The organism is Labrenzia sp. ATLA3, from assembly GCF_057180185.1.
This window is the reverse complement of record NZ_JBXUKV010000006.1, coordinates 83,781-109,048: the sequence shown is the minus strand read 5'-3', so window position 1 is coordinate 109,048 and position 25,268 is coordinate 83,781. Positions and strand designations below refer to the sequence as shown.

At 59.9% G+C, this 25,268-nt stretch carries 23 protein-coding genes; 9 read left to right on the top strand and 14 right to left on the bottom strand.

The window, feature by feature from the left end; translation table 11 throughout:
• The first annotated feature begins 104 nt into the window (after positions 1 to 104).
• Positions 105 to 317 carry a hypothetical protein gene (locus AC2A6O_RS17215; RefSeq protein WP_148585040.1) on the top strand — a complete coding sequence of 71 codons (213 nt, stop codon included), beginning with the start codon at positions 105 to 107 and terminating at the stop codon, positions 315 to 317.
• 124 nt (positions 318 to 441) lie between these two features.
• Here AC2A6O_RS17215 and AC2A6O_RS17210 read toward each other — a convergent pair whose 3' ends face one another.
• Positions 442 to 2,316 carry a hypothetical protein gene (locus AC2A6O_RS17210; protein WP_498928904.1) on the bottom strand — a complete coding sequence of 625 codons (1,875 nt, stop codon included), beginning with the start codon at positions 2,314 to 2,316 and terminating at the stop codon, positions 442 to 444.
• Positions 2,317 to 2,784: 468 nt separating this feature from the next.
• On the opposite strand from AC2A6O_RS17210, the gene AC2A6O_RS17205 reads away from it, so the two are divergent.
• From AC2A6O_RS17205 to AC2A6O_RS17190, 4 genes are all read left to right on the top strand, one after another.
• Positions 2,785 to 4,392 (top strand): arylsulfatase, encoded by a 1,608-nt coding sequence (locus AC2A6O_RS17205; RefSeq protein WP_498929453.1) that lies wholly within the window; start codon positions 2,785 to 2,787, stop codon positions 4,390 to 4,392.
• 83 nt (positions 4,393 to 4,475) lie between these two features.
• Positions 4,476 to 5,471: an HAD family hydrolase gene (locus AC2A6O_RS17200; protein WP_162530055.1), complete on the top strand. Its 996-nt coding sequence runs from the start codon at positions 4,476 to 4,478 to the stop codon at positions 5,469 to 5,471.
• Between the two features lie 88 nt (positions 5,472 to 5,559).
• The gene (locus AC2A6O_RS17195; RefSeq protein WP_498928901.1) at positions 5,560 to 7,515 is read left to right on the top strand and encodes a multiheme c-type cytochrome; all 1,956 of its coding nucleotides are present in this window, start codon (positions 5,560 to 5,562) and stop codon (positions 7,513 to 7,515) included.
• A 183-nt stretch (positions 7,516 to 7,698) separates the two neighbouring features.
• A complete protein-coding gene (locus AC2A6O_RS17190; protein ID WP_286192688.1) occupies positions 7,699 to 8,445 on the top strand; it encodes a transporter in 747 nt (248 codons plus the stop codon).
• Between the two features lie 109 nt (positions 8,446 to 8,554).
• On the opposite strand, the gene AC2A6O_RS17185 is transcribed toward AC2A6O_RS17190, so the two are convergent.
• Entirely contained in the window at positions 8,555 to 8,977 is a 423-nt protein-coding gene (locus AC2A6O_RS17185; RefSeq protein WP_498928900.1) for a hypothetical protein, read from the bottom strand.
• Positions 8,978 to 9,111: 134 nt separating this feature from the next.
• Between AC2A6O_RS17185 and AC2A6O_RS17180 the strand changes: the two genes are divergently transcribed.
• Positions 9,112 to 9,930, top strand: coding sequence for a helix-turn-helix domain-containing protein (locus AC2A6O_RS17180; RefSeq protein ID WP_498928898.1), 819 nt, complete (start codon positions 9,112 to 9,114; stop codon positions 9,928 to 9,930).
• A gap of 120 nt (positions 9,931 to 10,050) precedes the next feature.
• On the opposite strand, the gene AC2A6O_RS17175 is transcribed toward AC2A6O_RS17180, so the two are convergent.
• The 10 genes from AC2A6O_RS17175 to AC2A6O_RS17130 all read right to left on the bottom strand — a co-directional run bounded on the left by AC2A6O_RS17175 (position 10,051) and on the right by AC2A6O_RS17130 (position 19,350).
• Positions 10,051 to 10,401 carry a RidA family protein gene (locus tag AC2A6O_RS17175; protein ID WP_498928896.1) on the bottom strand — a complete coding sequence of 117 codons (351 nt, stop codon included), beginning with the start codon at positions 10,399 to 10,401 and terminating at the stop codon, positions 10,051 to 10,053.
• A gap of 36 nt (positions 10,402 to 10,437) precedes the next feature.
• Complete coding sequence (locus tag AC2A6O_RS17170; protein ID WP_498928894.1) at positions 10,438 to 11,538, bottom strand: NAD(P)/FAD-dependent oxidoreductase; 1,101 nt, start codon at positions 11,536 to 11,538, stop codon at positions 10,438 to 10,440.
• Positions 11,535 to 12,557, bottom strand: coding sequence for a histone deacetylase family protein (locus tag AC2A6O_RS17165; protein ID WP_498928891.1), 1,023 nt, complete (start codon positions 12,555 to 12,557; stop codon positions 11,535 to 11,537). Before AC2A6O_RS17165 ends, AC2A6O_RS17170 begins: the two co-directional genes overlap by 4 nt.
• The gene (locus tag AC2A6O_RS17160) at positions 12,554 to 13,042 is read right to left on the bottom strand and encodes a GNAT family N-acetyltransferase (RefSeq protein WP_148585053.1); all 489 of its coding nucleotides are present in this window, start codon (positions 13,040 to 13,042) and stop codon (positions 12,554 to 12,556) included. Before AC2A6O_RS17160 ends, AC2A6O_RS17165 begins: the two co-directional genes overlap by 4 nt.
• Positions 13,043 to 13,044: 2 nt before the next feature.
• Positions 13,045 to 13,974: a 3,5-dioxohexanoate:acetyl-CoA acetone transferase gene (gene kce / locus AC2A6O_RS17155; RefSeq protein WP_498928889.1), complete on the bottom strand. Its 930-nt coding sequence runs from the start codon at positions 13,972 to 13,974 to the stop codon at positions 13,045 to 13,047.
• Between the two features lie 9 nt (positions 13,975 to 13,983).
• A complete protein-coding gene (locus tag AC2A6O_RS17150) occupies positions 13,984 to 15,339 on the bottom strand; it encodes an aminotransferase family protein (protein ID WP_498928887.1) in 1,356 nt (451 codons plus the stop codon).
• The gene (locus tag AC2A6O_RS17145; RefSeq protein ID WP_498928885.1) at positions 15,336 to 16,421 is read right to left on the bottom strand and encodes an ABC transporter ATP-binding protein; all 1,086 of its coding nucleotides are present in this window, start codon (positions 16,419 to 16,421) and stop codon (positions 15,336 to 15,338) included. Before AC2A6O_RS17145 ends, AC2A6O_RS17150 begins: the two co-directional genes overlap by 4 nt.
• 85 nt (positions 16,422 to 16,506) lie before the next feature.
• Positions 16,507 to 17,646: an extracellular solute-binding protein gene (locus AC2A6O_RS17140; protein ID WP_498928883.1), complete on the bottom strand. Its 1,140-nt coding sequence runs from the start codon at positions 17,644 to 17,646 to the stop codon at positions 16,507 to 16,509.
• 52 nt (positions 17,647 to 17,698) lie between these two features.
• Positions 17,699 to 18,484 carry an ABC transporter permease gene (locus AC2A6O_RS17135; RefSeq protein WP_148585062.1) on the bottom strand — a complete coding sequence of 262 codons (786 nt, stop codon included), beginning with the start codon at positions 18,482 to 18,484 and terminating at the stop codon, positions 17,699 to 17,701.
• Positions 18,484 to 19,350, bottom strand: coding sequence for an ABC transporter permease (locus tag AC2A6O_RS17130; protein WP_498928880.1), 867 nt, complete (start codon positions 19,348 to 19,350; stop codon positions 18,484 to 18,486). The genes AC2A6O_RS17135 and AC2A6O_RS17130 overlap by 1 nt, the downstream gene beginning before the upstream one ends.
• 108 nt (positions 19,351 to 19,458) lie before the next feature.
• On the opposite strand from AC2A6O_RS17130, the gene AC2A6O_RS17125 reads away from it, so the two are divergent.
• From AC2A6O_RS17125 to AC2A6O_RS17115, 3 genes are all read left to right on the top strand, one after another.
• Positions 19,459 to 20,427 (top strand): LysR family transcriptional regulator, encoded by a 969-nt coding sequence (locus AC2A6O_RS17125; RefSeq protein ID WP_148585066.1) that lies wholly within the window; start codon positions 19,459 to 19,461, stop codon positions 20,425 to 20,427.
• A 162-nt stretch (positions 20,428 to 20,589) separates the two neighbouring features.
• Positions 20,590 to 21,672 carry an OmpA family protein gene (locus AC2A6O_RS17120; protein ID WP_498928878.1) on the top strand — a complete coding sequence of 361 codons (1,083 nt, stop codon included), beginning with the start codon at positions 20,590 to 20,592 and terminating at the stop codon, positions 21,670 to 21,672.
• Between the two features lie 7 nt (positions 21,673 to 21,679).
• Complete coding sequence (locus tag AC2A6O_RS17115; protein ID WP_498928876.1) at positions 21,680 to 23,185, top strand: caspase family protein; 1,506 nt, start codon at positions 21,680 to 21,682, stop codon at positions 23,183 to 23,185.
• A gap of 49 nt (positions 23,186 to 23,234) precedes the next feature.
• Here AC2A6O_RS17115 and AC2A6O_RS17110 read toward each other — a convergent pair whose 3' ends face one another.
• Both AC2A6O_RS17110 and AC2A6O_RS17105 read right to left on the bottom strand, forming a co-directional pair.
• Complete coding sequence (locus AC2A6O_RS17110; protein ID WP_148585072.1) at positions 23,235 to 23,891, bottom strand: class I SAM-dependent methyltransferase; 657 nt, start codon at positions 23,889 to 23,891, stop codon at positions 23,235 to 23,237.
• 32 nt (positions 23,892 to 23,923) lie between these two features.
• Positions 23,924 to 25,186, bottom strand: coding sequence for a BtaA family protein (locus AC2A6O_RS17105; protein ID WP_498928874.1), 1,263 nt, complete (start codon positions 25,184 to 25,186; stop codon positions 23,924 to 23,926).
• Positions 25,187 to 25,268: the final 82 nt, after the last annotated feature.

The following is a 25,268-nucleotide window of genomic DNA, read 5'->3' as shown; positions in this document are numbered from 1 at the left end:
TCGTGACAATCAGTGCGAGCGCAAGCCGTTGCCTACCCGATAAGCACGTATCTTGCGCCCCGCCTTCCAACTCCCGCCACCTGCGGCGCATGCGAGTGACCAAGATGATTGTAAGATTTTTCTCCGCTGCCTTTCTGATTTCGATCCTGGCTCTTGGCGGCTGCCAATCCAGCAACCAGTCCGGGGACGGGCTCGAAGATGGCAGCTCTGCCCCCCCCATTGGCGACCTGACGTCCGTAGACCAGGGCCCGGACGGCGATCCTGACGCGTGTTCCGGCGCAATGTCTGAAGGCACCTCGATGACGCCGGGCTGTTAACGCCCCGCAGGTTTTCAAAGCTGGCGTTCCGGAACGGTTGAGGCAAAAGAACCGCTGTTTCGGAACGTCTCCAGGCAGTCTTGCCCAAAGCAAGTTCTTCTGTTGTTGGGACGCCTTCCCGATCTCACCCCCCGGCTGGCTTTTTCCAACCGGCTGATTTCAAGCCTTCCACAAGGGCGGTGACGATTTGCTCCCCGACCTGGTGCGAACGCAGGTAACCACCTGGATCCTGACCCAATTCGGGTGACATTTCCGCCATCTTCTCCAACGCGGCACGGGCTGCTGCCTGATTGCCAAGTTTGGATTGCGCAACGGCGACGAGACACCAGCTCACCCCTGAGCCATCAAGAACGCCCTTCTTTGCAGCTGTCAGCATTTCCGCATAGCGCTCGTTCAGCAGGTGGTCGACGGCAATCAGGTGATAATACCAGCCGGGGGCGTTCCGCGTGCGCTCTATCGCCTTTTCCAGGTAGGAAATGCCTTCGTCGAATTTTCCCACCACAGCCAGCCGCCAGCCGAGTTGAGCCATGGTGTCCGGATCGTTGGGATTGAGAGCGAGTGCCTTCTTGGCCAGCCTTTCGCCTTCCTCGATATTGCCCATGTAGTGATTGATCGAGGAAAGCGCCTTGAGCGCCAGGATATTGTTGCCATCAAGGTTCAAGGCGTATGACGCAGCATCCAGTGCATGGTCGAAGGCAAGTTCCTTGTTTTCGTCTGCAATCAGACCGAAGCGGGCGGCATCCAGATAGATCCAGCCCAGCATCGCCCAGGCTTCGACATAACCCGGATCCCGTTTGACCGCGCGCTCGAGGCACGACTGGACCCTTGTGTGGAGTTGTCTGGAAAAGTTCCTCCGATAGACGTATCCGCGCAGCACACATTCGAAACTGTCGTTACTCGGCTCGTTCCCGGCCGGCAGACTGCTTGCCAGTTCGGTCTTGATGATGCCATAGGGTTGTCCGGCGACGGATGCGATTTCCGACGCGATACTTTCCTCGATTTCCAGCAGGGTCGATCTGCTGCGCATGCGGTCATAGCTTCCCGACCACAGCACGCGCCTGCTGGAGCTGTGAATCAGTTTGGCGCTGACCCGTATCACCCCGCCTTCCGATCCGACCGCGCCCATAATCAGGAAGGAGACATTCTCCTTCAGGCCGATTTCAACCGGATCGATTGTGGTGGCAGCGTTGGCGCCGGATGGTGGCCAGAAAATGCGAAAGTCCGGAAACCGGCTCAATGCGGTCATGATCTGCTCCGCAATTCCCTCGGCCAGTATCTGCTGTTCCGGATCTGTCGATGTCACCTTGAAGGGAAGCACCATCACGGACGGCTTTGAGACCTCTTGCCGCTCCTCCTCTACCGGCAGGAAATGCATCACGGCTGCAGTTGCAACTGCCGCCAGAAGCAACAGGACTGCCGCCGCGGCAACGGCCCAAGGCAATCTCGATGCCCTGACAGCAGGTTGTGCAGGAGCTTCCTCTTCCTTCGGCTGCTTTCGCTGAACGGTGTCCTCTCCGGCGTCAACCGGGCTCTCCCTTTCAGGAGCGTCTGCCAGGTTGTCGTGAAACTTCGGAGCGTATTGACCTTTGGGAATGGAAATTCGAAGCGGGTTTCGGGCACCCTCGGCTATGTAATAGCTGTCCAGATCGTGCCGCAGGCGCCGGGCCTCCAGACGAACAATCGGGTCCGACTGTGGGTCGAAGCTCTCGTCCCGGCTGAAGACCGCCAACCCGATGGTGTAGCCCTTCAGGCTATCTGCGCGTCCGGCCAACGCTTCCTTGATGAGGAACGTCAGCATGGCCCGGCGTTTGGGAGTTGCGTGGAAATGATCGCTTTGCAGGACACGGGAAAGCTCTTCCCGGACACGAGCAGGGCAGTCGTATTCGTCTGCTTTATCCGTTGCAACTATGTGTTGCCCACCAGGCAGCATTGTTCCACCCCAAAATTCCCGGAAAACGATGTCCGCACAACGATAGTCCGATGCCGTGGACTTTGTCATCCGGAACAACCAACAAAACCGGCAGAGACGGTAAACAGGCCTCGCCAGACTCCTGTTCGTACCTGTTCATACCTTGCAACAGGCCTGTTTCCGATGGGTAATTCTGGTGGAATTTTCCAGGAGCTCTCGAGAACGGAGCAGTGTCGTCATGCCGGCTGCAGCTCTCATCATGCGTCGCTTCAACGTGGACGAACTTGCTCTTCGTCGCCTCTGCAGCGCTCACCCAGCCTTCCTTTCACTGTGCGAGGACTACGCAACCGCATGTTGCGCTTTGGCACGCTGGGGGAACGATGAGGCCAAAGCGGCGGACTACCGTGCCGTGATCGAAGAGCTCGAACGGGAAATTTCCAGCTTCCTCACAGGAAGCACACGTTACGTCGGGCCTTCTCAGGCCTCCTCAACAAATGGACCAAAAGGGAGCCATTAGGTATGTTGACCAGAATAGTGACCGGACTAGCGATCGCGGGCATGGCCTGCACAGCGCTGTCAGGCATGGCCTTCGCCCAGGACGCGAAGAAACCCAACATCCTCTTCATTGTTTCGGACGACACCGGCTACGGCGACACGGGTCCGTATCTGGGCGGTGAAGCGCGTGGCATGCCGACGCCGAACATCGACAAACTGGCCGACGACGGCATGATGTTTACCCATTTCTACGCCCAGCCAAGCTGCACGCCAGGGCGTGCCGCCATGCAGACAGGCCGCATTCCCAACCGCTCCGGTATGACGACCGTGGCGTTTCAGGGCCAGGGCGGCGGACTTCCGGCTGCTGAGTGGACGTTGGCATCGGTTCTGAAGACCGGTGGCTATGACACCTATTTCACTGGCAAGTGGCACCTGGGGGAAGACGATTACGCCCTGCCCAATGCCCAGGGCTACGACGTGATGAAACACGTCGGCCTCTATCACCTCAACGCCTATACCTATGCCGATCCGACCTGGTTCCCGGACATGCCGGAAGACTTGCGCGAGATGTTCGCAAAGGTCACCAAGGGATCGCTGTCCGGCAAAGCCGGTGAAAAACCGACCGAAGACTTCAAGATCAATGGCCAGTATGTCGACACGCCGGACAAGGGTGTGGTCGGCATCCCATTCTTTGATGGCTATGTCGAAAAAGCGGGGCTCGAATTCCTGGAGGAAGCTGCCAAGAAGCCGGATACGCCGTTCTTCATCAACGTCAACTTCATGAAGGTGCACCAGCCAAACATGCCTGCACCCGATTTCAAAGGAAAGTCGATCTCCAAGACCAAATATGCCGATTCCGTCGTCGAACTCGACGCGCGTATCGGCAATCTGGTCAAGAAGCTCGACGAGCTCGACCTTGCGGACAACACGATTGTGTTCTGGACGACGGACAACGGCGCCTGGCAGGACGTCTATCCGGATGCAGGCTATACGCCTTTCCGCGGGACCAAGGGCACCGTGCGTGAAGGGGGCAACCGCGTTCCGGCAATCGTCCGCTGGCCCGGTCACGTCAAGCCGGACACGAAGAGTGCCGCTGTCGTCGGAGGTCTCGACCTGATGGCCACTTTCGCTTCCGTCGCGGGCATCACCCTGCCGACCGAAGACCGCGAAGGCAAACCGATCATCTTCGACAGCTACGACATGACACCTGTCTGGGAAGGCACGGGAGATTCCGGCCGCAAAGCTTGGTTCTATTTCACCGAGAACGAACTGTCGCCGGGCGCTGCCCGCGTCGGCAACTACAAGGCTGTGTTCAATCTGCGCGGCGATGACGGCGCATCTACCGGTGGACTTGCCGTCGACAGCAACTTAGGATGGAAGGGCGCAGAAAGCTATGTTGCAACTGTTCCGCAGATTTTCAATCTGCTTGCCGATCCGCAAGAACGCTACGACATGTTCATGAACAACTTCACCGAACGTACGTGGTACCTGCCGGTGATCAATGAGGAAGTGAAAAAACTCGTTGAATCCTACATCAAGTACCCGCCGCGGAAGCTGCAGAGTGAAGTTTACACAGGGCCGATTACTTTGACCCAGTATCAACGCTTCAAGTACGTTCAGGAGGCCCTTGCCAAGGACGGCTTCTCAATCGGTCTGCCGACCGGGAACTGATCTGAACACGCCGACAGTGTCCGCCCCCGATCAGTAACGGGGCGGACATCAACCAGAAATCGCCATATCGGAAGGTCTCAGCCATGAACGCCAGATCACTCTTCAAAACGTTGGTGCTTTGCCTGGTGGCAATCAGCGTCTCGGCGGCAGGAGCCCTGGCCCAATCCGATCCGTTACCGTCCTGGAACGATGGTGCAAACAAGCAGGCAATCGTGGAGTTCGTCGAAGCGGTCACAGCGGAAGGCGGAGCGGACTATGTGATACCGGAAAACCGGATCGCCACCTTCGACAATGACGGCACCTTGTGGGTCGAACATCCCATGTATACCCAGCTTGTCTTCGCACTCGACCGGGTAAAGGCCATGGCGCCGGACCACCCGGAATGGAAGACGACCCAGCCGTTCCAGGCCGTTCTGGAAAACGACATGGAAGCCCTCGGCAAGGCTGGCGAAAAGGGGCTGATGGAAATCATCGCTGCCACCCATGCCGGCATGAGCACCGACGCGTTCGAAAAGACGGTCACCGACTGGATCGCAACCGCCAAACACCCGAGGTTCGACAAGCTCTATACCGACCTTGTCTATCAGCCGATGCTGGAACTTCTCGCCTATCTGCGTGCCAACGACTTCAAGACCTTCATCGTTTCCGGTGGCGGCATCGAATTCATGCGTCCGTGGACCGAAAGGGTCTACGGGATTCCGACCGAGCAGGTGGTCGGCTCCTCTATCGTCACGGAATACAAGATCATCGACGGCGTTCCCACCTTGATGCGAACCCCCAAGATCGCCTTTGTTGACGACAAGGCCGGCAAGCCCGTGGGTATCCTGACCCACATCGGCAAGCGCCCGCTGGCAGCCTTCGGCAACTCCGACGGCGACTATCAGATGCTGCAATATACGACCGCCGGTTCCGGCAAGCGCCTCGGCATGTTCGTCCATCACGACGATGCAGTCAGGGAATATGCCTATGATCGCGATACCCATTTCGGGATGCTGAGCAAGGGCCTGGACGACGCTTCGAAAGAAGGGTGGCACATCATCAGCATGAAAGACGACTGGAAGCAGATCTTTCCGGACTAGATCTGCGGGAAAGACACGATTTGGTGCCGGCAGACGCAGACCTCTCGCGTTATCCGGCGGATACGATGGAAAGGTTTGAGCGCCCAGAATGCTGTTCACCCGATTGCTCGCCGCGCTCATTGCAACGCTCTGGCTCCAGAGCGCCATTGCTGCCGAAAACCTGTCTCCCGCTGTCCCGGACTATGCCGGCACAGCCGCCTGTACCGGCTGCCATGAAGCCGAAGCCAGCGCCTGGCGCAGCTCACACCATTCCAAGGCCTGGATGGAGCCAGGACCGGATACGGTCGACGCGGACTTCAACAATTCCGAGTTCACGCACAAGGGGCGCACCAGTCGCTTCTTTACCCGGGACGGCGACTATTTCATCGAGACGAGCGACGTTCCGGGAAAGACGCAAACCTTCAAGGTGATTGGCGTCGACGGGATCGCGCCGCTGCAGCAGTATCTGGTTGAGACGGAACCTGGGCGGGTTCAGTCCTTCGACGTGGTGTGGGACCAGCAGAAGAAGCGCTGGTACCACCTTTACGGCGACGATGCGCCTCCACCGGCAGACGGTCTGCACTGGACCGGTCCTTACAAGAACTGGAACGCCCGCTGCGCCGAGTGCCACTCCACCGGCTTTGAAAAAAACTATAACCCCGTCACCAGAACCTATTCCAGCCGGCAGGCGGAAATCGGGGTCGGTTGTGAAGCCTGCCACGGTCCGGGCGCCGCGCATCTTGCCTGGGCGAAAGACCCGGAGACCTATGCCGAAAGCCCCTTCCCGGGAACCGGCCCGTCCGGTCTTCTGGCGGTGTTTGCAAAAGGCCAACCGGAAGCGGAAATCCAGCAATGCGCAGGCTGTCATTCACGCCGCGAAGCCTTTGACGACGGCAATCCGGTGCCGGGTACTCCGTTCCATCACGCCTATCGACTGTCACCGCTGCGCGCAGGCCTTTATCACGCGGATGGGCAGATCCTTGACGAGGTCTATGTCTACGGCTCGTTCCTGCAGTCGAAGATGTACGCCAAGGGGGTAAGCTGCAGCAATTGTCATGAGCCACATAGCGGAGAATTACGTGCGGAGGGCAACGCCGTTTGCACCCAGTGTCACAGTCCTGCGGGCAACAAGGCCTTCCCGTCACTGACGGCCAGGCTCTATGACGATCCTTCACATCATTTCCATCAGCCCGACACGCCGGGCGCTGCGTGCAAATCGTGCCACATGATCGAGCGCGTCTATATGGGTATCGATGGCCGGAGGGATCATTCCTTCCGTGTTCCGAGGCCGGATCTTTCTGAAAAGCTCGGAACGCCGAATGCCTGCAACGATTGCCATACCGACAAGTCCGCCGCCTGGGCAGCAAAGGAACTTGAAGAGCGCTTTCCGGACAGCCGCCACCGCGGCGCGCATTTTGCGGAGATCTTTTCGGCCGCGCGGCAGGACCCGGGCGTCAACGCCGCGGACCTTCTGGCGGTTGCTCACCAGGCGAGCTATCCGGGCATCGTGCGGGCGAGCGCACTGGACCTGTTGCTGCCGGTTGCGACACCGGAGATTGCCGAGGCTGTCACCGACCTGTTCGCAGATCCGGAGCCCATGGTCCGCGCCGGGGCGCTGGCGCTGCAACAGCAGGTACCGCCACCCCAGCGGCTTCCCCGGATCATTCCTGCCTTGAGCGACCCGGTCAGATCCGTGAGGATTGCGGCAGCCCGCCTCATGATCGGCGCACCCATTGCCCACATGCCCGAAAAAATGGCCGAGGCAGCCTCCAGTGCCACAGCCGAATGGCAGCAATCGCTCGCGAACAAGGCGGATTTTCCGGAGACCCAGCTCGTGCTGGGCGGAACGGCCCTTGTCCTTCGCAACATTCCGGCGGCAATTGCGGCTTTCGAAGAGGTCACCCTTCTGGATCCGCAAATGATCAATGCCTGGGTGATGCAAGTGCGCATCAAGATGGCCATCGGCGACCTGGCGGGAGCGCAGCTCAGTCTGCAAAAGGCTTTGGTTGCCAATCCATCCGATCCGACGCTGCAATCCTACAAACAGCAACTTTCGCAACAATAGAGCACAAAAGGCGTGATATACTTCCGATTGCTTTTTCCTGAAATACATCCGCCACACCCGAAAGACATATCCGGGTGTCATTGATGATCGGGCACCTGTCACGGTGGCAAGCGGCCCTGGACATGGAAGGCACATACCATGAAGCAGTTGTTTGTTCTGGGCGCTCTCGCGCTTTTCTGCCAGATGGCGCCGGCGGGCGCCCAAGATGCCGACCTTGCCAAGAAGCTCTCCAATCCCGTGGCATCGCTCATCAGCGTTCCATTCCAATGGAACTACGATCACGGATTTGGCCCGTCGGACGGCAACAAGGTCACCTTGAATATTCAGCCGGTGGTGCCCATCACGCTCAACGAGCACTGGAACCTGATCTCCCGAACGATCGTTCCCGTGGTCTGGCAGGATGATATCGCTGGGAATTCAGGCACGCAGTTTGGTCTCAGCGATACCACGCAGAGCTTCTTCTTTTCACCCAAGGAACCGACGTCCGGCGGGATCATCTGGGGTCTCGGTCCGGTGATGTTGCTGCCAACAGGCACCGATGATCTGTTGAGCTCCCGCAAATGGGGCGCGGGACCGACAGGCGTTGTCCTGCGTCAGTCTGGTCCCTGGACCTACGGTGGACTTGCCAACCATGTCTGGTCCTTTGCGGGCGACGGTAACCGCAGCGACGTCAACTCGACCTTCCTGCAGCCGTTCCTGTCCTACACGACCAAGGACGCCTGGACCTTCACGCTGAACTCGGAAAGCACCTATAACTGGACGTCGAACGAATGGTCGGTGCCAGTCAATGCCATGGTCGCCAAACTTGTGACGATAGACAAACAGCCCATCAGCCTTCAGGCGGGGGTTCGTTACTACGCGGTCAGTTCGGACAACGGTCCGGAAGGCTTCGGCGCACGAGCTGCAGTAACGTTTCTCTTCCCGAAATAAGTGCCTTTCGTTTCAAGCGCGAATTGCGGACAAAAGACTTGAGATCAAAAGGCCGCTCCCTTCACCAGGGACCGGCCTTTTTCTGTCGTGCAACGAAAGCAGCACCAAATCAGGTCGAGACATTCGCCGCCTTGCGGTCCACCTTCCAGCCTTCCCGCGCTGCCTTCCACTCCAGCCAGGTGAAGCAGAGAACGATGACGGCCTGTGCCAGCAGGAACATCCAGCCGAGCATGTTGGGCGAAACCAGGCCCGTCAGCGGCAACAGCAGGCTGGCCACGGTCCAGAGAAGATTTCCGGTGATAACCAGGCTTGACGCCCAAGCGGGCACCGGCTCCGCGACCGCAAAGACCGCCATGAGCACCGCCACGGGAAACAGCGCCACGCCTGCCCAGAACAAAAGGCTGGCGGGAAGTGTCGTCAACCCGGCAATCCATCCCGAAGCCCCGACGAGCAGGATACCCGTCACTGCGCAGACGAGCGCGTCAAACCGCAGAACAATCTGTAGCGGAACGGGTTTATTCGATTTGGGCATTTTCGGTCTCCACTCCTCACGGCACGCCTGCACGGTGCGGGCGGCGACAAAGAAAGGATTGCCAACCGATGTTCTGAAGTCGATTACTTTGGAGGTAATTGAATTATCGCGAGCGAAACGGCAGGGTGATGCTCATGAAGCGGACAAATGGGACGGCGGGCGATCTGCTGCGTCAATGGCGTCAGCACCGGCGGATGAGCCAGCTAGCGCTGGCAAGCGAAGCGGACATCTCGCAGCGGCATTTGAGCTTTCTGGAATCCGGACGCTCGCGTCCAAGCCGGGACATGGTGATGCATCTGGCCGAACAGCTGGATGTTCCCTTGCGCGAGCGCAACGCCATTCTGGTTGCCGCCGGCCATGCTCCGCAGTATCCGCAGCATGATCTGGATGAACCCGAACTGGCTGCGGCAACCGCCGTTGTCCGCCGGATCCTTGACGGGCATATGCCCCATCCGGCTCTTGCCGTGAACAGATACTGGGAGCTGCAAGCCGCCAATCAGGCGGTCTTTGCTCTGTTGGACGGCATCACACCACACCTTCTGGAAGCACCGGTAAACGTGCTGCGCCTCAGCCTGCACCCTGATGGACTGGCCCCACGTATCCTCAATCTCGGCGAATGGCAGACCCATGTTCTGGCACGCCTGGCACATGAGGTCGATCAATCGGCTGACCCGAAACTGGCCGCCCTTCGGGACGAGCTTGCCGCAATGGTTCCAGATGAGGCAGACGAATCCCGCAAACCAAATCCCTTCCACGAAGGACGCATTGCCGTTCCGCTTTATCTGCAAGGCCCAAATGGGCCCTTGAGCTTCCTGAGCACCACGACGGTGTTCGGCACGGCGGTGGATGTCACCTTGTCAGAGATCGCCATCGAGGCGTTCTTTCCCGCAGACGAGGAAACGGCACGGCAGATGAATGCGTTGAGTGCTGGAAGCGCAGGCGGCCGTTCCTGAGGTGCCCTCAGGTCGCCAAAACGGATGCAACGGCGCGGCGTGCCAGGGCGGCACTGCTGTGTTTGCGCCTGCATCTTTCAACCGAACCCGCCGATGGGCGGGTTCGATTTCGAAAGTGATTTAGGCAAGCGCCGCGATGACGATGATCTCGACCTTGTATTCCGGCGCTGCCAGCTTGGATTCACCAGCTGCACGGGCCGGCGGATTGGCCGGGTCAACCCAGGCGTCCCAGACCTTGTTCATCTCGGCAAAGTCCTTCATGTCGTCCAGCCAGATGGTGGCCTGAAGAATGCGGCTCTTGTCGCTTCCGGCCTGTGCCAGAAGAGCGTCGATGCGGTCCAGAATGGTCTGGGTCTGGTTGGTGACAGTGTCGCCCGGATTGCCGACCTGGCCGGCGAGATAGACGAGACCGCCGTGGATGACGGCCTGGCTCATGCGCGGGCCAACTTCCAGCCGTTTGATGTCGGACATGATTGAATTCCTTCTAGTCTTGAAAGAGACGCCCGCTCAGAACAAGCGGGCGGGATCGAGAGCGGTCACGACCTTTTCGGGCAGCTCGCTCGGGTGCCTGAGACAAAGATCCGCAACGAGCCGGGACAGCGCTGGCGCCGTTTGTACGCCGTAGCCCCCCTGACCGGCAAGCCAGAAAAACCCTTCCGCGTCAGGCGCGAAACCAACCACAGGTGTGCGATCCGCAACGAAGCTGCGCAAGCCCGCCCAGTTCCGCTCCACGCGGGTGACAGGCATGGTCACGGCCTGTTCAAAGCGATGCAGGCCTTCGGCCAGAACCATGTCGTCAGCCCAGGCATCATGCGGTTCGACGGGATCTTCATCGGCGGGTGACACCATGAACTTTCCTGCATCCGGTTTGACGTACCATTGCTCCGACGCACTGGCGACGAGCGGCCATTTCGTAATATCGACACCGTCCGGAGGTGGCACGATTGCGGCCGAGCGGCGCATGGGCACGAGCCCTATCTTCCGAGCGCCCGCGAGACCCGCAATCTGATCCGCCCAGGCTCCGGCGGCATTGATGAGAACCGGAGCCTCAAACACGCCCTTGGGCGTTTCGACACGCCACCTGTCTCCGCTCCTGAGAATGCGCTGTGCCGGTGCTTCCATGACGAACCGTGCCCCGGCCTTGCGTGCAAGCCGCGCAAAGCCCTGCAACAGCCGGTCGACGTCGATATCCTGCGCGTCCCGCTCGATGGCGGCGGCAGCAATGCACTCCTTGCGGAGCAAAGGAAACAGGGCAACGGCTTCGTCCGCCGTCAGGACCTCCATGCCTTCGGTACCATCCAGATATGCCTGGAAGGCGTCCAGTTCGTCCTCGGTCGCAATCAGCATTTCCCCGCGGGGCGACAACAGGCTTTCGTCGGAAATTCCTTCCGGGCTCTTCAGAACCGGTTCGGAAGCCGCATTCAATGCACGCAAGGTGGCATTGCCGTAGTTGCGGATGAAGATGGCAGCCGAGCGGCCGGTCGCGTGACGGCCGAGCGCATCTTCCATTTCCAGCACGGTGACTTTCGCTTCCGGAGCAAGCCGCGCAGCGGCGCCAGTTCCGGCGATGCCGCCACCGATGATCAGAAAATCCGATGTCTCGATCATGCGTCCTGAAACCCTGTCAGGAAACTGGTGAGGTTCTGGCCCAGTTCGTCCGACAAGTATCCGCCTTCCTGCACGAACAGCACCGGCAGCCCGAGCTTCGCGATAGCGGCACCGATCCGTCCGAACCCGGGCGTCGTGATAGCCAGTCCCTTGAGAGGATCCTTCTCGTAGGCATCAAGCCCCAAGGCAACAACAAGAACGTCGGTGCCGAATGCCCTGATATGATCGAATGCCGTTTCCAGGTTTTTCAGATAGTCCTCATCTCCCGTGCCGCGCACCAGCGGCAGGTTGAGATTGCAGCCTCGTCCGGCGCCCTCGCCGCGCTCATGGCCGTGCCCCCAGAAGAACGGATAGAACCGTACCGGATCGGCATGCAGCGAGACGGTGAGCACGTCACCACGCTCATAGAAGATGCCCTGCGTGCCGTTGCCGTGGTGGACATCAATGTCGAGGATCGCCGGCCGCTTGCCTGCCTTCAAAAGCCTTTCGGCGGCAATGCCGGAGTTGTTCAGAAAGCAGAAGCCGCCCGCCAGATCACCAAAGGCATGGTGGCCGGGCGGGCGCGACAGCACGTAAGCGGCCTGTTCCCCGGCTGCCATCAAATCCGCGCCGTGAATTGCGCTTTGGGCAGACCAATAAGCCGCCTCCCAGGTGCCCGCGGCGATGGGGCAACTGGTATCGGCCTGGTGGAAACCGGCCTGACCGACTGCCGAGCGCGGATAGCTTGCCGTGCGCCGATCCGGATGAATGTTCGGGATGACCTCGTCGGACGCTCCCTCGATCCGGCTCCAGCGCTCATGGATCGTTTGAAGAAACACCAGGTATTCCGCCGAGTGGAGCGCTGCAATCGGACCAAGACCATGATCTTCCGGCTGCTCGAAACGGCAACCGGCCGCTTTGGCTCCTGCTGTCAGGACCTCGATGCGTTTCGGCTGTTCCGGATTGGCCAGCCGGGTTCCGTTCGCCATGAAATGCTTGGGGTCGTGCGCCCCTTGGCGGTCGTCGAAAATGGCTTTCATGAGCGGTGCCTCAATTTGTCGAATGCAGGTGCGCGCAGGTCGAAGACGGTTTCCCCTTCCCGAGGCGTAAAGTCGAGCCGTTCATAAAAACGGCGAGCATCCGGATTGTCGTGATAAACGGCGAGACGCAGAAAAACCGGGGACCAGCTTTCAGGCGCAAGGTCGAGGCTCGCGGCAAGCAGACGCTGGCCCAGCCCTTCTCCACGCGTGTCGCCATCGACCCATAGATCGGAGACATAGAGACCGCAACCGCCGCGCGTCGTCGAGAAGATCGGCGAGGCCTGCAAGACACCGAGCGTTCGGCCGTCAGAGTTCCGGATCGCCAGCAGCGCAAAAAAGGCTGGCGCCTCCATGAAACCGTGACGGATGACGTCGTCGAGACCGGCGACATGGGTATCGCCCATATCGGCGGAAAGCCGGAGCAATGCCGCGTGAAGCCTTTCGGCATCATCCCGCTCCGCGCGCCTGATCGTAATGCCGCTCATGATCAAAAGGCCGTCCCGCCCGTGCCCTTGAGACCAAGCATCTGCCTGGCGTCCTCAGGCGTCGCAACCTTGCGTCCAAGCTCTTCGACAATATTGCGGATCTTGGTAACCTGCTCCGCGTTGGACCGGGCAAGTTCCCCCCTGGCGATATACAGATTGTCTTCCAGACCGACACGCACATGACCGCCCATGCTGGCGGCAATTGTCGCAAAGGGGATCTGCTGTCGGCCGGCCGCCAAGACGGAGAACAGATAGTCGTCACCGAACAGCTTGTCGGCCATCCGTTTCATGTGCTGCAGGTTTTCCGGATCGGCCCCGATGCCGCCCAGAACACCGAAGACGAACTGGATGAAGAACGGCGGTTTGACGAGCCCCCGGTCAGCGAAGTGGCGCAGCATGTAGAGATGCCCGACGTCATAGCACTCGAACTCGAAGCGGGCGCCGCGCTGCTGTCCCATCTGGGTCAGCACGAATTCGATGTCGCGCGGCGTGTTCTTGAAGACGAGATCGTCCGTGCCGCGCAGGAACGGCTGCTCCCAGTCGTGCACCCACGTGTCGTAGCGGTCGGCCAGCGGATAGAGCGCGAAGTTCATCGTGCCCATGTTGAGCGAGCACATTTCCGGCTCGGCCTTCAGCGGACCGGCAAGCCTGTCCTCCAGGCTCATGATGGCGCTGCCCCCGGTCGACAGGTTGAGCACCGCGCCGCAACCTGCCTTGACCTCCGGCAGGAAGGCCATGAAATCCGCTTCCCGGGCCGACGGCTGACCCGTTTCGGGGTTGCGTGCATGCAGGTGCAGAATGGCCGCGCCGGCCTCGGCAGCGCCGATGGCCTGGCCCGCGATTTCTGCAGGTGTCACAGGCAGATGGGGTGACATTGTGGGTGTGTGAATGGAGCCCGTGATGGCACAGGTGATGATGATCTTGTCTGTCATGTCTTTATTTTAGCTGGCTCTGGCCTGTTGCTGCGAAATCCTCTCGAGGAACTGGCGGAGAGAGAGGTCGAGGCCTTCGATGATCTCGGCGACATGATCCGGGGTCGAGATCATGGGCGGCGCGATCAGGAAATGATCGCCGCTGTAACCGCCTCGCGTTCTGCGGGAATAGATGATCAGGCCGTTTTCATAGGCAATGTCGACAAGCTCGTTGAAGGCGTTCAACTCCTTTGCAAGCGGCCTCAGGCTTGCCCGGTCCTCGACCAGTTCGAACGCCAGCAGCAGCCCTTCGCCGCGCACGTCGCCGATGATCGAATAGCGGTCCATCAGCTTCTTCAGTTCGCTCTTCAGGAGCGCCCCGGTCGCGGCTGCGTTCTGGCAGAGGTTTTCCCGCTCGATCTCCTCCAGCACCGCAAGACCGGCCGAACAGGCAAGCGGATTGCCGGCATAGGTGAAGCCATGGAGGAAACCACCATTGTCGAGCACATTGGCGACAATGTCCTTATGCGCGATCATGGCCCCGAGGGGTGCATAGCCTGCGGCAAAGCCCTTGGAGATGACCAGAATATCCGGCTCGACATTCCAGTGTTCGCCGGCGAAGAATTTGCCGGTGCGCCCGCCTCCGGTCATGACCTCGTCATGGATCAGCAGGACCCCGTAGCGCGTGCAGATCTCGCGGATGCGCTGCATGTAGCCTTTCGGCGGTACGAGCGCGCCGGTGGAAGCGCCACCAATCGGCTCGACGATGAAGGCGAGGATCGTCTCCGGGCCTTCGGACAGGATCTTTGCCTCCAGCATGTCGGCATAATGCTGCCCCGTTGCCTCGTCGTCCGGGTCCAGTCCGTCGAGATAGGCACGCGGCGCCGGAATCTTCGGCATCGGCCGCATCATCGGATCGAAAGGTGCGGTGAGCGGCGCGTAGCCTGTCAGGGCCAGCGCCCCGAGTGTGCAGCCGTGATAACTCGGCTCGCGCGAGATGATCTTGTAGCGCTGCGCCTCGCCAATCGCGACGGCATTCTGGCGGGCGAGCTTCATGGCGCTTTCCACCGCCTCCGATCCTCCGGAAACGAAGAAGACCTTTTCCAGCCCTTCGGGTGCCAGCGCGGCCGTCCTGGCGGCCAGAAGCTCAGCAGGTTCGGTTTCGAAGTGGAGGCGATAACCGAAGGTGGACTTGTCCATCTGCTTGCGCATTGCCTCAAGCACACGCGGATTGGAATGGCCAATGTTGCAGACCATCGCCCCGGAGGAGCCGTCGAGATAGCGCTTGCCATCGACATCCCACATGTAGACGCCGCGCGCCTGATCCAGCACGGGCCGGCGCTGGCGGGACTGGTAGAACAGATGAGAGGTTTGCGGACGGCTCATGTGGCAGCTCCCGGCAGGGCTGCGCAGTCACGCGGGCGGAAGCGGACGGAAACGTCCGAGCCTTCCTGAAAAGGACGCTGATCGATCATGTTGATCACCTGAAGCTGCTGGTCGCCGACACGCACGAAATATCGCGCCGCCTGACCCTGGTAGTCCACCGCCTCGACCTTGCCGTCGAGCGCGATGCGATCATCCGCCGGTGCGGATTTTTCCGTCAGTAGAAGTTTTTCCGCCCGAATTACAAGCTGCGCAGGACCGGGCTGCGACAGGTTGGGCGCTTTTTCCTTCGGCACGTTGACCTTGCCGAAGTGAGGCAGTTCGAGAGACAGCTCCTGCCCGTTCACCGCCTGGCAGGTGGCAGGCAGAATGTTGGAAACGCCCAGGAAACGCGAAACGAACTCGCTTGCGGGGGTGTTGTAGACGTCCTGCGGCGTGCCGATCTGCTCCACCCGCCCGTTGGACATCACGACGATCCTGTCGGACATGGCAAGCGCTTCGGACTGGTCGTGGGTGACGAAGACGGTGGTGATGCCGATCCGGTGCTGGATGCGCTTCAGCTCCACGCGCATGTCCTCGCGCAAGTTGGCGTCGAGCGCAGACAGCGGCTCGTCCAGCAACAGAACATCGGGTTCGATGACGATGGCCCGCGCCAGGGCGATACGCTGCTGCTGGCCGCCGGAAAGCTGTTTGGGATAACGGTCGCTGACGTGGGGCAGCTGCACCAGTTCCAGCGCATCGCGCACCTTCTTTTCGGCGTCCGCCTTGGAAATATCGCGGTATTTCAGGCCGAAAGCCACGTTTTCTGCAATCGTCTTGTGCGGGAACAGCGCATAATTCTGAAAGACGAGCCCAAGGTTCCGCCTGTGGATCGGCACATCGTTGATGCGCTGGCCCTTGATGGTGATGTCGCCTTCGGTGGGGTCGATGAGACCGGCAATCATCCTGAGGGTCGTCGTCTTGCCGCATCCTGAGGGACCGAGCAGCGTGACGAAGCTTCCGTCCGGGATGTCCATGCTCATCCGATGAACGGCGGTAAAGCTGCCGAACGTCTTGACGATGTTGTTGAGGGAAACCGCGCTCACGCAAATTCTCCAGGTGCTGGGGAGAGAACGGCCTTCCGGCAGCAACTGCCGGAAGGTATTGGTTCAGGGATGGGCCGTGCCGGGCTCAGTAACCCTTCTGGATCCGTCCGAACATCTTGGACCATGCCTGCTCGTGGCTGTTCCAGTATTCCGGATTGGCAAAGGTCAGCCCATCGAGCGTTCCTGTCGGATCGAAGGCCGGCAGGGTCGGGATCTTCTTGCCGAGGTCGACCTTTTTCGGGTCAAGCGCCGGCGGATAGTTCTGTCCTTCGGCGACCGCGATGGAGGTTTCGGGCGCCAGCATGAAGTTCAGCAGCTCTTCACAGGCTTCCATCGGCGAGCCCTTGATCACGAACAGGCATTCCTGCCAGCCGAAACCGTTGGGCGGATCTATATAGCCAATGTCGTGGCCCTGCTCCTGAAGCGCATAGATCCGGCCGGACCAGCCTTCTGTGACGTAGATTTCCTCTTCCGCCAGAAGGCTCATCAGTTCCGCTCCGGACTGCCAGTATTTCAACAGCAGATCGCGGTTGGTGCGCACGGCCTGCCAGACCGCATCCATATCCGTTGCGTCGTTCGGATCCTGGCCGGTCTGCAGTGATCCGTACCAGACGCGGGTGCGCCAGTCGGACCAGGCGCCGATCTTGCCCTTGTAGGCTTCATCGATCAGGAGTTTCGCGCCCTTCTCCTTGGCTTCGTCGTCGGAGATGTATTTCCGGTTATAGGCAATGCCCGTGGTGCCATAGTCATACGGCACGCAGGACAGCTTGCCGTCGGTGACACTGCGGAAGACATCGGTCAGCTTCGGGATCACGTATTTCAGGTTCGGGATGTTGTCCTCGTTCAGGGTCGAGTTCAGCCCGAGATTGACATAGCGCGCATAGTCGAAGACGCCGGACAGATGCGCGATGTTGTATTCGCCTTCCTGGCTGGCCTTCACACGCGACAGATATTCATCCCCCCCGCCGAAGGTGCCGTCGACAACCTTGATGCCCGTCTTTTTCGTATAGGGATCGAAGGCGTATTTGCGGAAGGCTTCGGAAACGACCCCGCCCCAACCGTCGAAGCGGACTTCCTCGGTCGCCGCCAAGGCATGGCGGGCAAAGGGGGTCTGCACACCGTAGGCGAGACCGGCCGCCCCGATCAGCCCGAGAAACTTGCGGCGGTCGAGATCGCCGTTGAGATAGCGTTCGCGCAGACGCTCATAGCGTTTGGTATTGTCCATCTTGGTTTCCACTCTGGTTCTTTTGTCGGTTACTTGCTTTGATCGCGCGGTTCTAACCGCCGCGCTGCATGGCCATCCGCCGGGCGATTGCCAGCCCGAGAAGCGGCAGGCCGACGGTGAGGAAAATCATCACGGTGCCGAGCGCATTGATCTCCGGAGAGATGGAATTGCGCAGCATGGCAAAGATCTGGGTGGGCACGGTTTCAACCCCGCCCGGCTTCCAGAACAAGGTGCCGGTGATGTCGTCAAAGCTGATGGTGAAGGCGAACAGCATGCCGGCAAACACCGCCGGAGCCAGCAGGGGCAGCGTGATCTGGAAGAAGGCCTGCACAGGGCTGGCGCCAAGACTGAGCGCGGCTTCCTCATAGTCGCGGCGGATCCCGACAAGACGAGCCTGCACCACAAGGATGACAAAGGGCAGCGTGAAGATGACGTGCCCCATGAGAAGCAGGAAGAAGCTCTTGTTGATCGACAGGAAATTGAGGAACAGCAGCAAGGCGACCGCCAGCACCACCTCCGGCACCAGGATGGGCGCGATCAGGAGAGTGGAGATCATGTTGCGGCCAGGCACGTCGTACCGCACCAGGGCAAGGCTTGCCAGAACGCCAAGTGTCGTGGAGATCAGCGCCGTCAGCGCACCCAGAACAATCGAGGTCTGGAACGCCCGCAAAATCGCGTCGTTTCCGGCCAGTTCGACGAACCAGCGGAATGAGAAACCGGTCATCGGGAAACTGCCGAACTGGCTGGCGTTGAAGCTGAGAAGCACCACCACCACGACCGGCAGAAACAGGAAGAGATAGACGAGCAACGTATAGGCCCGGATCAGTTGCCAGCCCATCAGCCAAGCCCCTTCATCAGTTGGCCCATGCCGAGATAATGGTTGTAGATCAGCACCAGGGCGCCGAGGACGGCGAGCAACATGAGCGACAGCGCCGAGCCGAGCGGCCAGTTGAGCTGGGTGATGATCGCTTCAAAGACCAGATTGGCGAACATGGCGTCCGTCGGACCGCCCAAAACCAGCGGGGTGATATAGGTGCCCGCGCTCAACACGAAACAGAGCAGACCACCTGCGGCAAGCCCGGGCAAGGACAATGGCAAGGTGACTTGCCGGAACGCCTGCCAGCGGGTGGAGCCGAGCGAGCAGGCCGCGTCTTCCAGCGAGACATCGATCCCTTCCAGCGCCACATAGACGTTCAGCACCATGAAGGGCAGAAGGAAGTGCACGAGGCCGAGGATCACCGTTGGCTCGTTATAGAGCATCTGGACCGGTTCGGAGACGATGCCGAGATTGAGCAGCACCCAGTTGACCGCGCCGGACACGCCCAGAATGTTGATCCAGGACATGGTTCGGATGATGTAGCTGATCCAGAACGGCAGCATCAGCAACAGCAGCAGCAATGCCTTGTTGCCGCGCGAGCGGGCGATGAAATAGGCCGCCGGGTAGCCCATGACAGCGCAGGCAATTGTCGTGATCGCCGCGATCCTCAGCGTGCCGAGCAGGATGTCCCGATAGAAGGGGTCGGTCAGCGCCTCATTCCAGTTGTCCAGATAAAAGCCCGCCTGATCGGCACCGGTGGCTGTGCGCAGCCAGAAGGAATAGACCACAATGAAAACGAGCGGAATGAACAGCAGCAATCCGACGGCGGTCAACGCAGGCGAAAGGAGTATCCATGGCTGCCGTTTTTCCCGCGCCTCAACGCTCATGCGCTCGAACCCCGCCAAATGCCTTGCCAAAATTGCTTGACTTCAGCGTCGCAGACGGGTGTTCATTGATCAAATAGATAGTGGAAATTATAACTATAGATCTGATCAATGACCGAGCGATTGCGCCCAATCCATGCGGAACGGCTAGCCCGCGAACTGGACTGGAACCTGCTGCGAACCTTCGTCGTACTGGCCCAGTCCGGAAGCGTGACTAAAGCTGCCGACAGGCTGCGCCTCAAGCAGCCGACCGTTTCCAGTGCGCTGAAGCGGCTGGAGGACCGGTTGGAGCGCAAGCTCATCAACCGCAAGCCGGGCCAGTTCGAGCTGACGGAAGCCGGTCAACTGCTGCTGAAGGAAGCCATCGAGATCCAGGGCTCCATCCTGCGGCTTGGAACCCTTATGCGCGACGTGACCGACGAGATCCGCGGCCATGTCGAAATCGCCATGGCCAGTCATGTGGTCTCTCCGCTTTACGACGACACCTTGCGTGCCTTTCATGAACGCCATCCGGCGGCAACGCTCACCATCAAGGTATCCGCCAGCAAGGACGCACTGGAGGCCGTTACTTCGCGCAGGGCATCGCTCGCAATCTGCCTGGTGCGCGAGCGCAATCCGAAGCTTGAATATCGGCGCCTCTTCCGGGAATTCTTCGGCCTTTTCTGCGGCCCACCCCATCCGCTGTTCGGCAAGACAAACCTGACAAAGACCGATCTTGCGGGTCAGTCCTCGGTCAGTTTCGTCACCGACCGGCTGGAAGATGCACTGCGAGCGGTCACCTTGATGCGTGCCGAAGCCGATCTGGAAGACAGGGTTGTCGGCACTTCGGCCAATCTCGAAGAAGTGCGGCGCATGATCATCGCCGGACTGGGAATCGGCCCCCTGCCCGTCCATGTCGCCAAGCGGGACGTCCGCGAGGGGCTGTTGTGGCAATTGCCGCCCTATGACGCGCTGCCGGAGATCGACGTGCATGTGGTCTGGAACCCGAAAGCGAAACTCAACCGTGCCGAGCAGGCCCTTCTCGACATGCTTCTTGAAAAGATACGGGAAACGCCAATCGAGGACCGCACCTACAGGTGACACGCTGGTAGGATTTGTGGCAAACGGACTTTTCACGCCGCAAAATCGTTGTAAGTGGAATCCCGATAGGGGTACGTTGCAATCCCCCGTCGACTTTGCAACACTTTCATTAGGTTACGGAAAAGTGGCGATAAACGCCGACCGGGCTGAAAGGGTATGAAAATGAATGGTGTTCGGTTTGCCTGGAAAGCGATTTTCCTGGGGCTGGTGACAATTGCCCTTTTTCAGTCGCCAGCAAGCGCGTCGGAAGCCTTCTTCAAAGGTGGCTGGACGCTGCAGCGGGATGCCTCGTCCCTCAGGTTCCAGTCCGTGAAGAACCTGACCATCGTGGAATCAAGCTCCTTCGCCGAAATTGAAGGCGGCATAGATGAAACCGGCAGCGCCAAGGTTCGCATCTATCTGGACTCGATCGATACCAAGATCGACCTCAGAAACGTGCGCATGCGGTTCCTGTTCTTCGAGACGTTCGAATTCCCCGAGGCGGTGATCACAACGCAGATCGATGCATCGGCTCTTGCCGACCTTCCAACAGCGAAACGCAAGATCATACCGCTTGATTTCAAGCTGGATCTTCACGGGATTTCCAAAACCTACCAGTCCAATGTTGCCGTGACCTATCTGAGCGAGGATCTGGTTGCCGTGTCGAGCACTGCGCCGATTTCTGTTGCCGCTTCCGACTTCAACCTCGGCGGCGGCATCAAGAAACTCGAGGAAGCCGCCGGCGTGGTGATCGTGCCGTCTGCAACGGTTTCCTTCGATTTCGTCTTTGCACGGAAAGCCGGTAAACCGGTTCAGAGCGTTTCGGCCGATGAGGCCCCGCAGGTCGCAGCAGCCCAGTCGGCGGCGAGCACCGCCCTGGAACCGGAAGGCAATCTGGACGCCGAAGCCTGCATTGGCCGCTTTGAAATCCTGTCCCGCACCGACAATATCTACTTTCCGAGCGGAAGCTCACAGCTTGACCCGAGAAGCCAGCCTCTTTTGAACAGCCTGGTCGATATCATCACGAGATGCCCGGGTCTGGTCATCGAAGTTGGCGGCCACACCGACAGCGATGGGAGCGACACCTCAAACAAGGCTCTGTCCGAACGCAGGGCCGGAGCGGTCAAGCAATATCTTGTCTCCAAGAACGTTCCCGAAAGCAGGATCAAGAGTGTCGGTTACGGGGAAAGCCGTCCTGTTGCCCCGAACACCTCGGCGGAAGGAAAACAACGCAACAGGCGGATAGAGTTTGTCGTTGTCGAATAGGACCACCATGCATCGCATTACAATCGCATTCCTCATGGCGCTGACCTTGACCATCGGAATGCTCACGAACAGAGCGCATGCGGCACCGCGGCTGGCTCTGGTGGTCGGCAATGGCGCCTATTCGACAGTCACACCGCTGGACAATCCGGTAAGAGATGCGGAACTGATGGCCGACGCGCTGCGCGAGGTGGGCTTTGAGGTCACGCTCGTGACCAACTCCAGCCAGAACGAGATGATCACGGCAATCTCCAACTTTGGCAGCCGTTTGCGGACCGCGGGCGAGGACGCGACCGGGCTTTTCTATTATGCCGGGCACGGTGTGCAATCCTTCGGCACGAACTTTCTGCTTCCTGTCGACATAGAGCTTCAGGATGCTGCAGACCTCAGCCTGGTCGGGGTTCCGGCACAGGCCGTCTTGCGGCAGATGTTCTCGGCCCGCAATCGGACCAATATCGTCATTCTCGATGCCTGTCGGAACAATCCGTTCGTTACGATTCCGGACCTGAGCGACAATGGCCTTGCGGAAATGAAGGCCCCCAGGGGCACCTTCCTGGCCTACTCGACAGCCCCGGGCGATGTTGCTCTTGACGGTGTCGACGGCAACAGCCCCTTCACAGAAGCCCTGGCCCGGCACATGCAGACACCCGGAATGTCCGTCGAAACCCTTTTCAGGGAAGTTCGGATCGACGTTCTGAAGGATACGAACAACCAGCAGACACCGTGGGATACGTCGTCACTCACCGTCGATTTCCAGTTCCTTCCAGTCAAGGCGCCTACCCAGGAAGAAGTCGAACTTCGCCAGATCTGGGACTCGGTCAAACTCAGCAACGATCCGCTACAGGTGCTCTTGTTCCTGCGCGCGCACCCGGACAGCCGCTATTCCGGAGAAGCCAGGAAGCTCCTGACGGTCCTGATGGAGAAGGAAGCACAGCCCGTCGCATCGGCTAAAGCTCCGCCGCAAGGGGCCTCCGAGCCGGCTGCCCCCCAGACGAGCGAACGCGAGATGATCGAAACAGCGCGTCGTGCAGGCACGGCAAGCGCCTATCAAACCTATCTTGACGCCTATCCAAACGGGGCGTTTGCCGAACTGGCGCGTCTGGAACAGCAGACGATCCTGAACAAGGAGCAGAGCAAGGATCCGGTTGCCACTCAGCCACCGCCCGAAGACACGCCTGTGGCCACGCAGCAGCCCGCAACGACCAAGGATCAGAAAGGCCCGCCTGCGGTGATTGCGTTCAATGCGCCGCTTGCCATGGGAACGCCTGACATCGCCAGCCGAAGCATTTCGGAGCTGATCACAGGGTCACCGAAATTCCCGCCGATCGAAGGCCTGCCGGAGGCTGTCTGGAAGGACAAGACCTGCGCTGCGTGCCATCACTGGGAACAGGCCAACCTGTGCGACCAGGCCAAGACCTATGTCGCTGACAAGTCCCGCGCCGTGGCAAAGGAACACCCCTATGGCGGTGTCTTCAAGAATGCCTTGCGGCTCTGGGCCGAACAGGGATGTCCCTGAGGTCAGCGCCCGTTTCTCTGACGCAGAACAGCCCCCCTCGGCGCGGCGCTTACACCGGCTTGGCGATCACCGCATAATCCGTGTAGCCGGCGTATGGGCGGTGGAACGACAGCACCGCCCCATTTTGGGCAGCCAGGTCTTTCAGTTCGTCTTCCAGCCCTGCGCGCGGAGACACGTGGAAGGATTTCAGCCAGGCGAAGAGCAGGCGTTTGAACCAGCCCGGCATGCGCTCCTGTTGACCGAAATCGACCACGTGAATACGCCCGTCCGGCGCCAGCCGGGCGGCACCTGCCGTCAGCGCTTCGCGCCAGATCGGGATCATGGACAGCGTGTAGGAATAGAACACGCGGTCGAATGCCGACACGCCCAGGCCTTCCGTTACAGCGGGATTGGCGGCATCACCTTCCACAAGCGTGATCCGCTCCGTCAGGCCTGCCTTGTCGATGTTCTTTTGCGCGGTTTCCAGCATGTTCCTGGAAATGTCGACACCGAAGAAGCGGACGTCCGGATAGGCCTTGGCTGCCGCAATCAGGTTCCGGCCCGTGCCGCAGCCGAGTTCCAGAACATTGCCGCCACGTGGAGGCTGGAGATCACGGATCAGCCTGTCGCGCCCGAGCAGGTAGAACTTGCGGGTCAGGTCGTAAAAATGGCGCTGATGACGATAGACGGCATCCATCAGCCGGGCCGTTTCGACAGCTTGGGTCATGATGCTCGTTTTCCGTACCGAGAATGGCCAGTCTAGCCGTTGAACACATAAAGATGGAAGCCGCCATAGATGGAAGACCGGTCCTGACGGCCGTGTTCCAGGCTTTCCTCTTCCTCATAGGTCCAGCGATCCAGGATCTGGTCGGCGACGCGGCCCGGCAGCAATGTCGGTTCGGCAGCCGTGCGGAAGATGACCCGGGCTCCCGGGCGGGCAGTGCGGGTGATTTCGGTCCAGAGCGCGTTGAGCTGATGGTCGGTCATCCAGTCCTGCGCGTCGAGCAACACATAGGCATCAAGCGTCTTTTCCTGAACCGACTGGAGATGCTCGGTGAAATTGCGGTTGAGCACCCGGACACGGCCCGCACGCTGGCGAATTTCCTCGAAATGTTCCCGCTTCAGATAGGGCGGCAGAGGCCCTGCGGGACCGGTGCTATCCTGACCACCGGGGGCATAGCCCCGGCCAAAGGCCTGCCAGGCAAAATAGTTGTCCTGCATGGAAAAGTCGCAAGCGAGTTTCTCAAGCCGCTGACGCAGCACCGCGGACATATCGCCTTCTGCACTGGCGGACACCAGCGCATCATATTGCGCAGGCGGGATGCCCAGTCCGTAGAGAGACATCTTCTTCGACGTTGCCCAGCGCACCAGGCGTTTGTCGAACAGCGGCGCCAGCGCGGTATCGAAGAAGCTGCGCTGCTCCTCCAGGGACTTGGTCTTGACCATGTACTTCGGGTCGATGCCATAGAGCTTCGCAATCAGGTGGCCGGCACCGATGCAATAGCCCAACAGGCCGTGATGATAGAGATCGCGCGAGAACAGCGTGATCCGCTTGCGGCCCCAGTTGGCAATGTCCCGGCCTTCCCAGTAGACAACGGTTTCAGCATCGAGCTTGTCCTTCAGGAAACGCTGATAGGCAGCCACATTGGCCTTTTCGTCGGCTTCGCCAAAGAACCTGTAGAAGACCTCGTAATTCGGCAGATGCCTGGCGGCGGCCAGTTTCAGGCGGCCCAGCGCAACATGCGCGCGGTTAAGATCAACCGCAGTGATTTCGGCCGGGTTTGCCGTCAGATAGGACATGACATTGCAGCCGCCCGACGCAATGGCGATCATTCTGGAGTCCGGCGTCAGGCGCAGTGCCTTCATGTCGACGTCCGGGTCTTCCCAGATCTGCGGGTAGACGAGCCCCTTGAAGGCGAACGTAAACAGGCGCTCCAGAAAGCCGTCCCTGGAAGTTGCTTCAGACCGGTGAACCGCATTCTTCAGACGTTTCTTCGATGCGGTGAGCGTGCTCTGCGCCATGTCTTTCTCCCGAGTCACCTGCGCCAATAAACTGCCTTCCGATACGTGACGGACACGACAGTTTGGTGACGTTTGGGGAGAT

Coding starts and splice junctions, on each gene's coding strand:
- AC2A6O_RS17215 (WP_148585040.1), top strand. CDS start 105: ATGATTGTAAGATTTTTCTCCGCTGCCTTTCTGATTTCGATCCTGGCT.
- AC2A6O_RS17210 (WP_498928904.1), bottom strand. CDS start 2,316: ATGACAAAGTCCACGGCATCGGACTATCGTTGTGCGGACATCGTTTTC.
- AC2A6O_RS17205 (WP_498929453.1), top strand. CDS start 2,785: ATGGCCTGCACAGCGCTGTCAGGCATGGCCTTCGCCCAGGACGCGAAG.
- AC2A6O_RS17200 (WP_162530055.1), top strand. CDS start 4,476: ATGAACGCCAGATCACTCTTCAAAACGTTGGTGCTTTGCCTGGTGGCA.
- AC2A6O_RS17195 (WP_498928901.1), top strand. CDS start 5,560: ATGCTGTTCACCCGATTGCTCGCCGCGCTCATTGCAACGCTCTGGCTC.
- AC2A6O_RS17190 (WP_286192688.1), top strand. CDS start 7,699: ATGGCGCCGGCGGGCGCCCAAGATGCCGACCTTGCCAAGAAGCTCTCC.
- AC2A6O_RS17185 (WP_498928900.1), bottom strand. CDS start 8,977: ATGCCCAAATCGAATAAACCCGTTCCGCTACAGATTGTTCTGCGGTTT.
- AC2A6O_RS17180 (WP_498928898.1), top strand. CDS start 9,112: ATGAAGCGGACAAATGGGACGGCGGGCGATCTGCTGCGTCAATGGCGT.
- AC2A6O_RS17175 (WP_498928896.1), bottom strand. CDS start 10,401: ATGTCCGACATCAAACGGCTGGAAGTTGGCCCGCGCATGAGCCAGGCC.
- AC2A6O_RS17170 (WP_498928894.1), bottom strand. CDS start 11,538: ATGATCGAGACATCGGATTTTCTGATCATCGGTGGCGGCATCGCCGGA.
- AC2A6O_RS17165 (WP_498928891.1), bottom strand. CDS start 12,557: ATGAAAGCCATTTTCGACGACCGCCAAGGGGCGCACGACCCCAAGCAT.
- AC2A6O_RS17160 (WP_148585053.1), bottom strand. CDS start 13,042: ATGAGCGGCATTACGATCAGGCGCGCGGAGCGGGATGATGCCGAAAGG.
- kce (WP_498928889.1), bottom strand. CDS start 13,974: ATGACAGACAAGATCATCATCACCTGTGCCATCACGGGCTCCATTCAC.
- AC2A6O_RS17150 (WP_498928887.1), bottom strand. CDS start 15,339: ATGAGCCGTCCGCAAACCTCTCATCTGTTCTACCAGTCCCGCCAGCGC.
- AC2A6O_RS17140 (WP_498928883.1), bottom strand. CDS start 17,646: ATGGACAATACCAAACGCTATGAGCGTCTGCGCGAACGCTATCTCAAC.
- AC2A6O_RS17135 (WP_148585062.1), bottom strand. CDS start 18,484: ATGGGCTGGCAACTGATCCGGGCCTATACGTTGCTCGTCTATCTCTTC.
- AC2A6O_RS17130 (WP_498928880.1), bottom strand. CDS start 19,350: ATGAGCGTTGAGGCGCGGGAAAAACGGCAGCCATGGATACTCCTTTCG.
- AC2A6O_RS17125 (WP_148585066.1), top strand. CDS start 19,459: ATGACCGAGCGATTGCGCCCAATCCATGCGGAACGGCTAGCCCGCGAA.
- AC2A6O_RS17120 (WP_498928878.1), top strand. CDS start 20,590: ATGAATGGTGTTCGGTTTGCCTGGAAAGCGATTTTCCTGGGGCTGGTG.
- AC2A6O_RS17115 (WP_498928876.1), top strand. CDS start 21,680: ATGCATCGCATTACAATCGCATTCCTCATGGCGCTGACCTTGACCATC.
- AC2A6O_RS17110 (WP_148585072.1), bottom strand. CDS start 23,891: ATGACCCAAGCTGTCGAAACGGCCCGGCTGATGGATGCCGTCTATCGT.
- AC2A6O_RS17105 (WP_498928874.1), bottom strand. CDS start 25,186: ATGGCGCAGAGCACGCTCACCGCATCGAAGAAACGTCTGAAGAATGCG.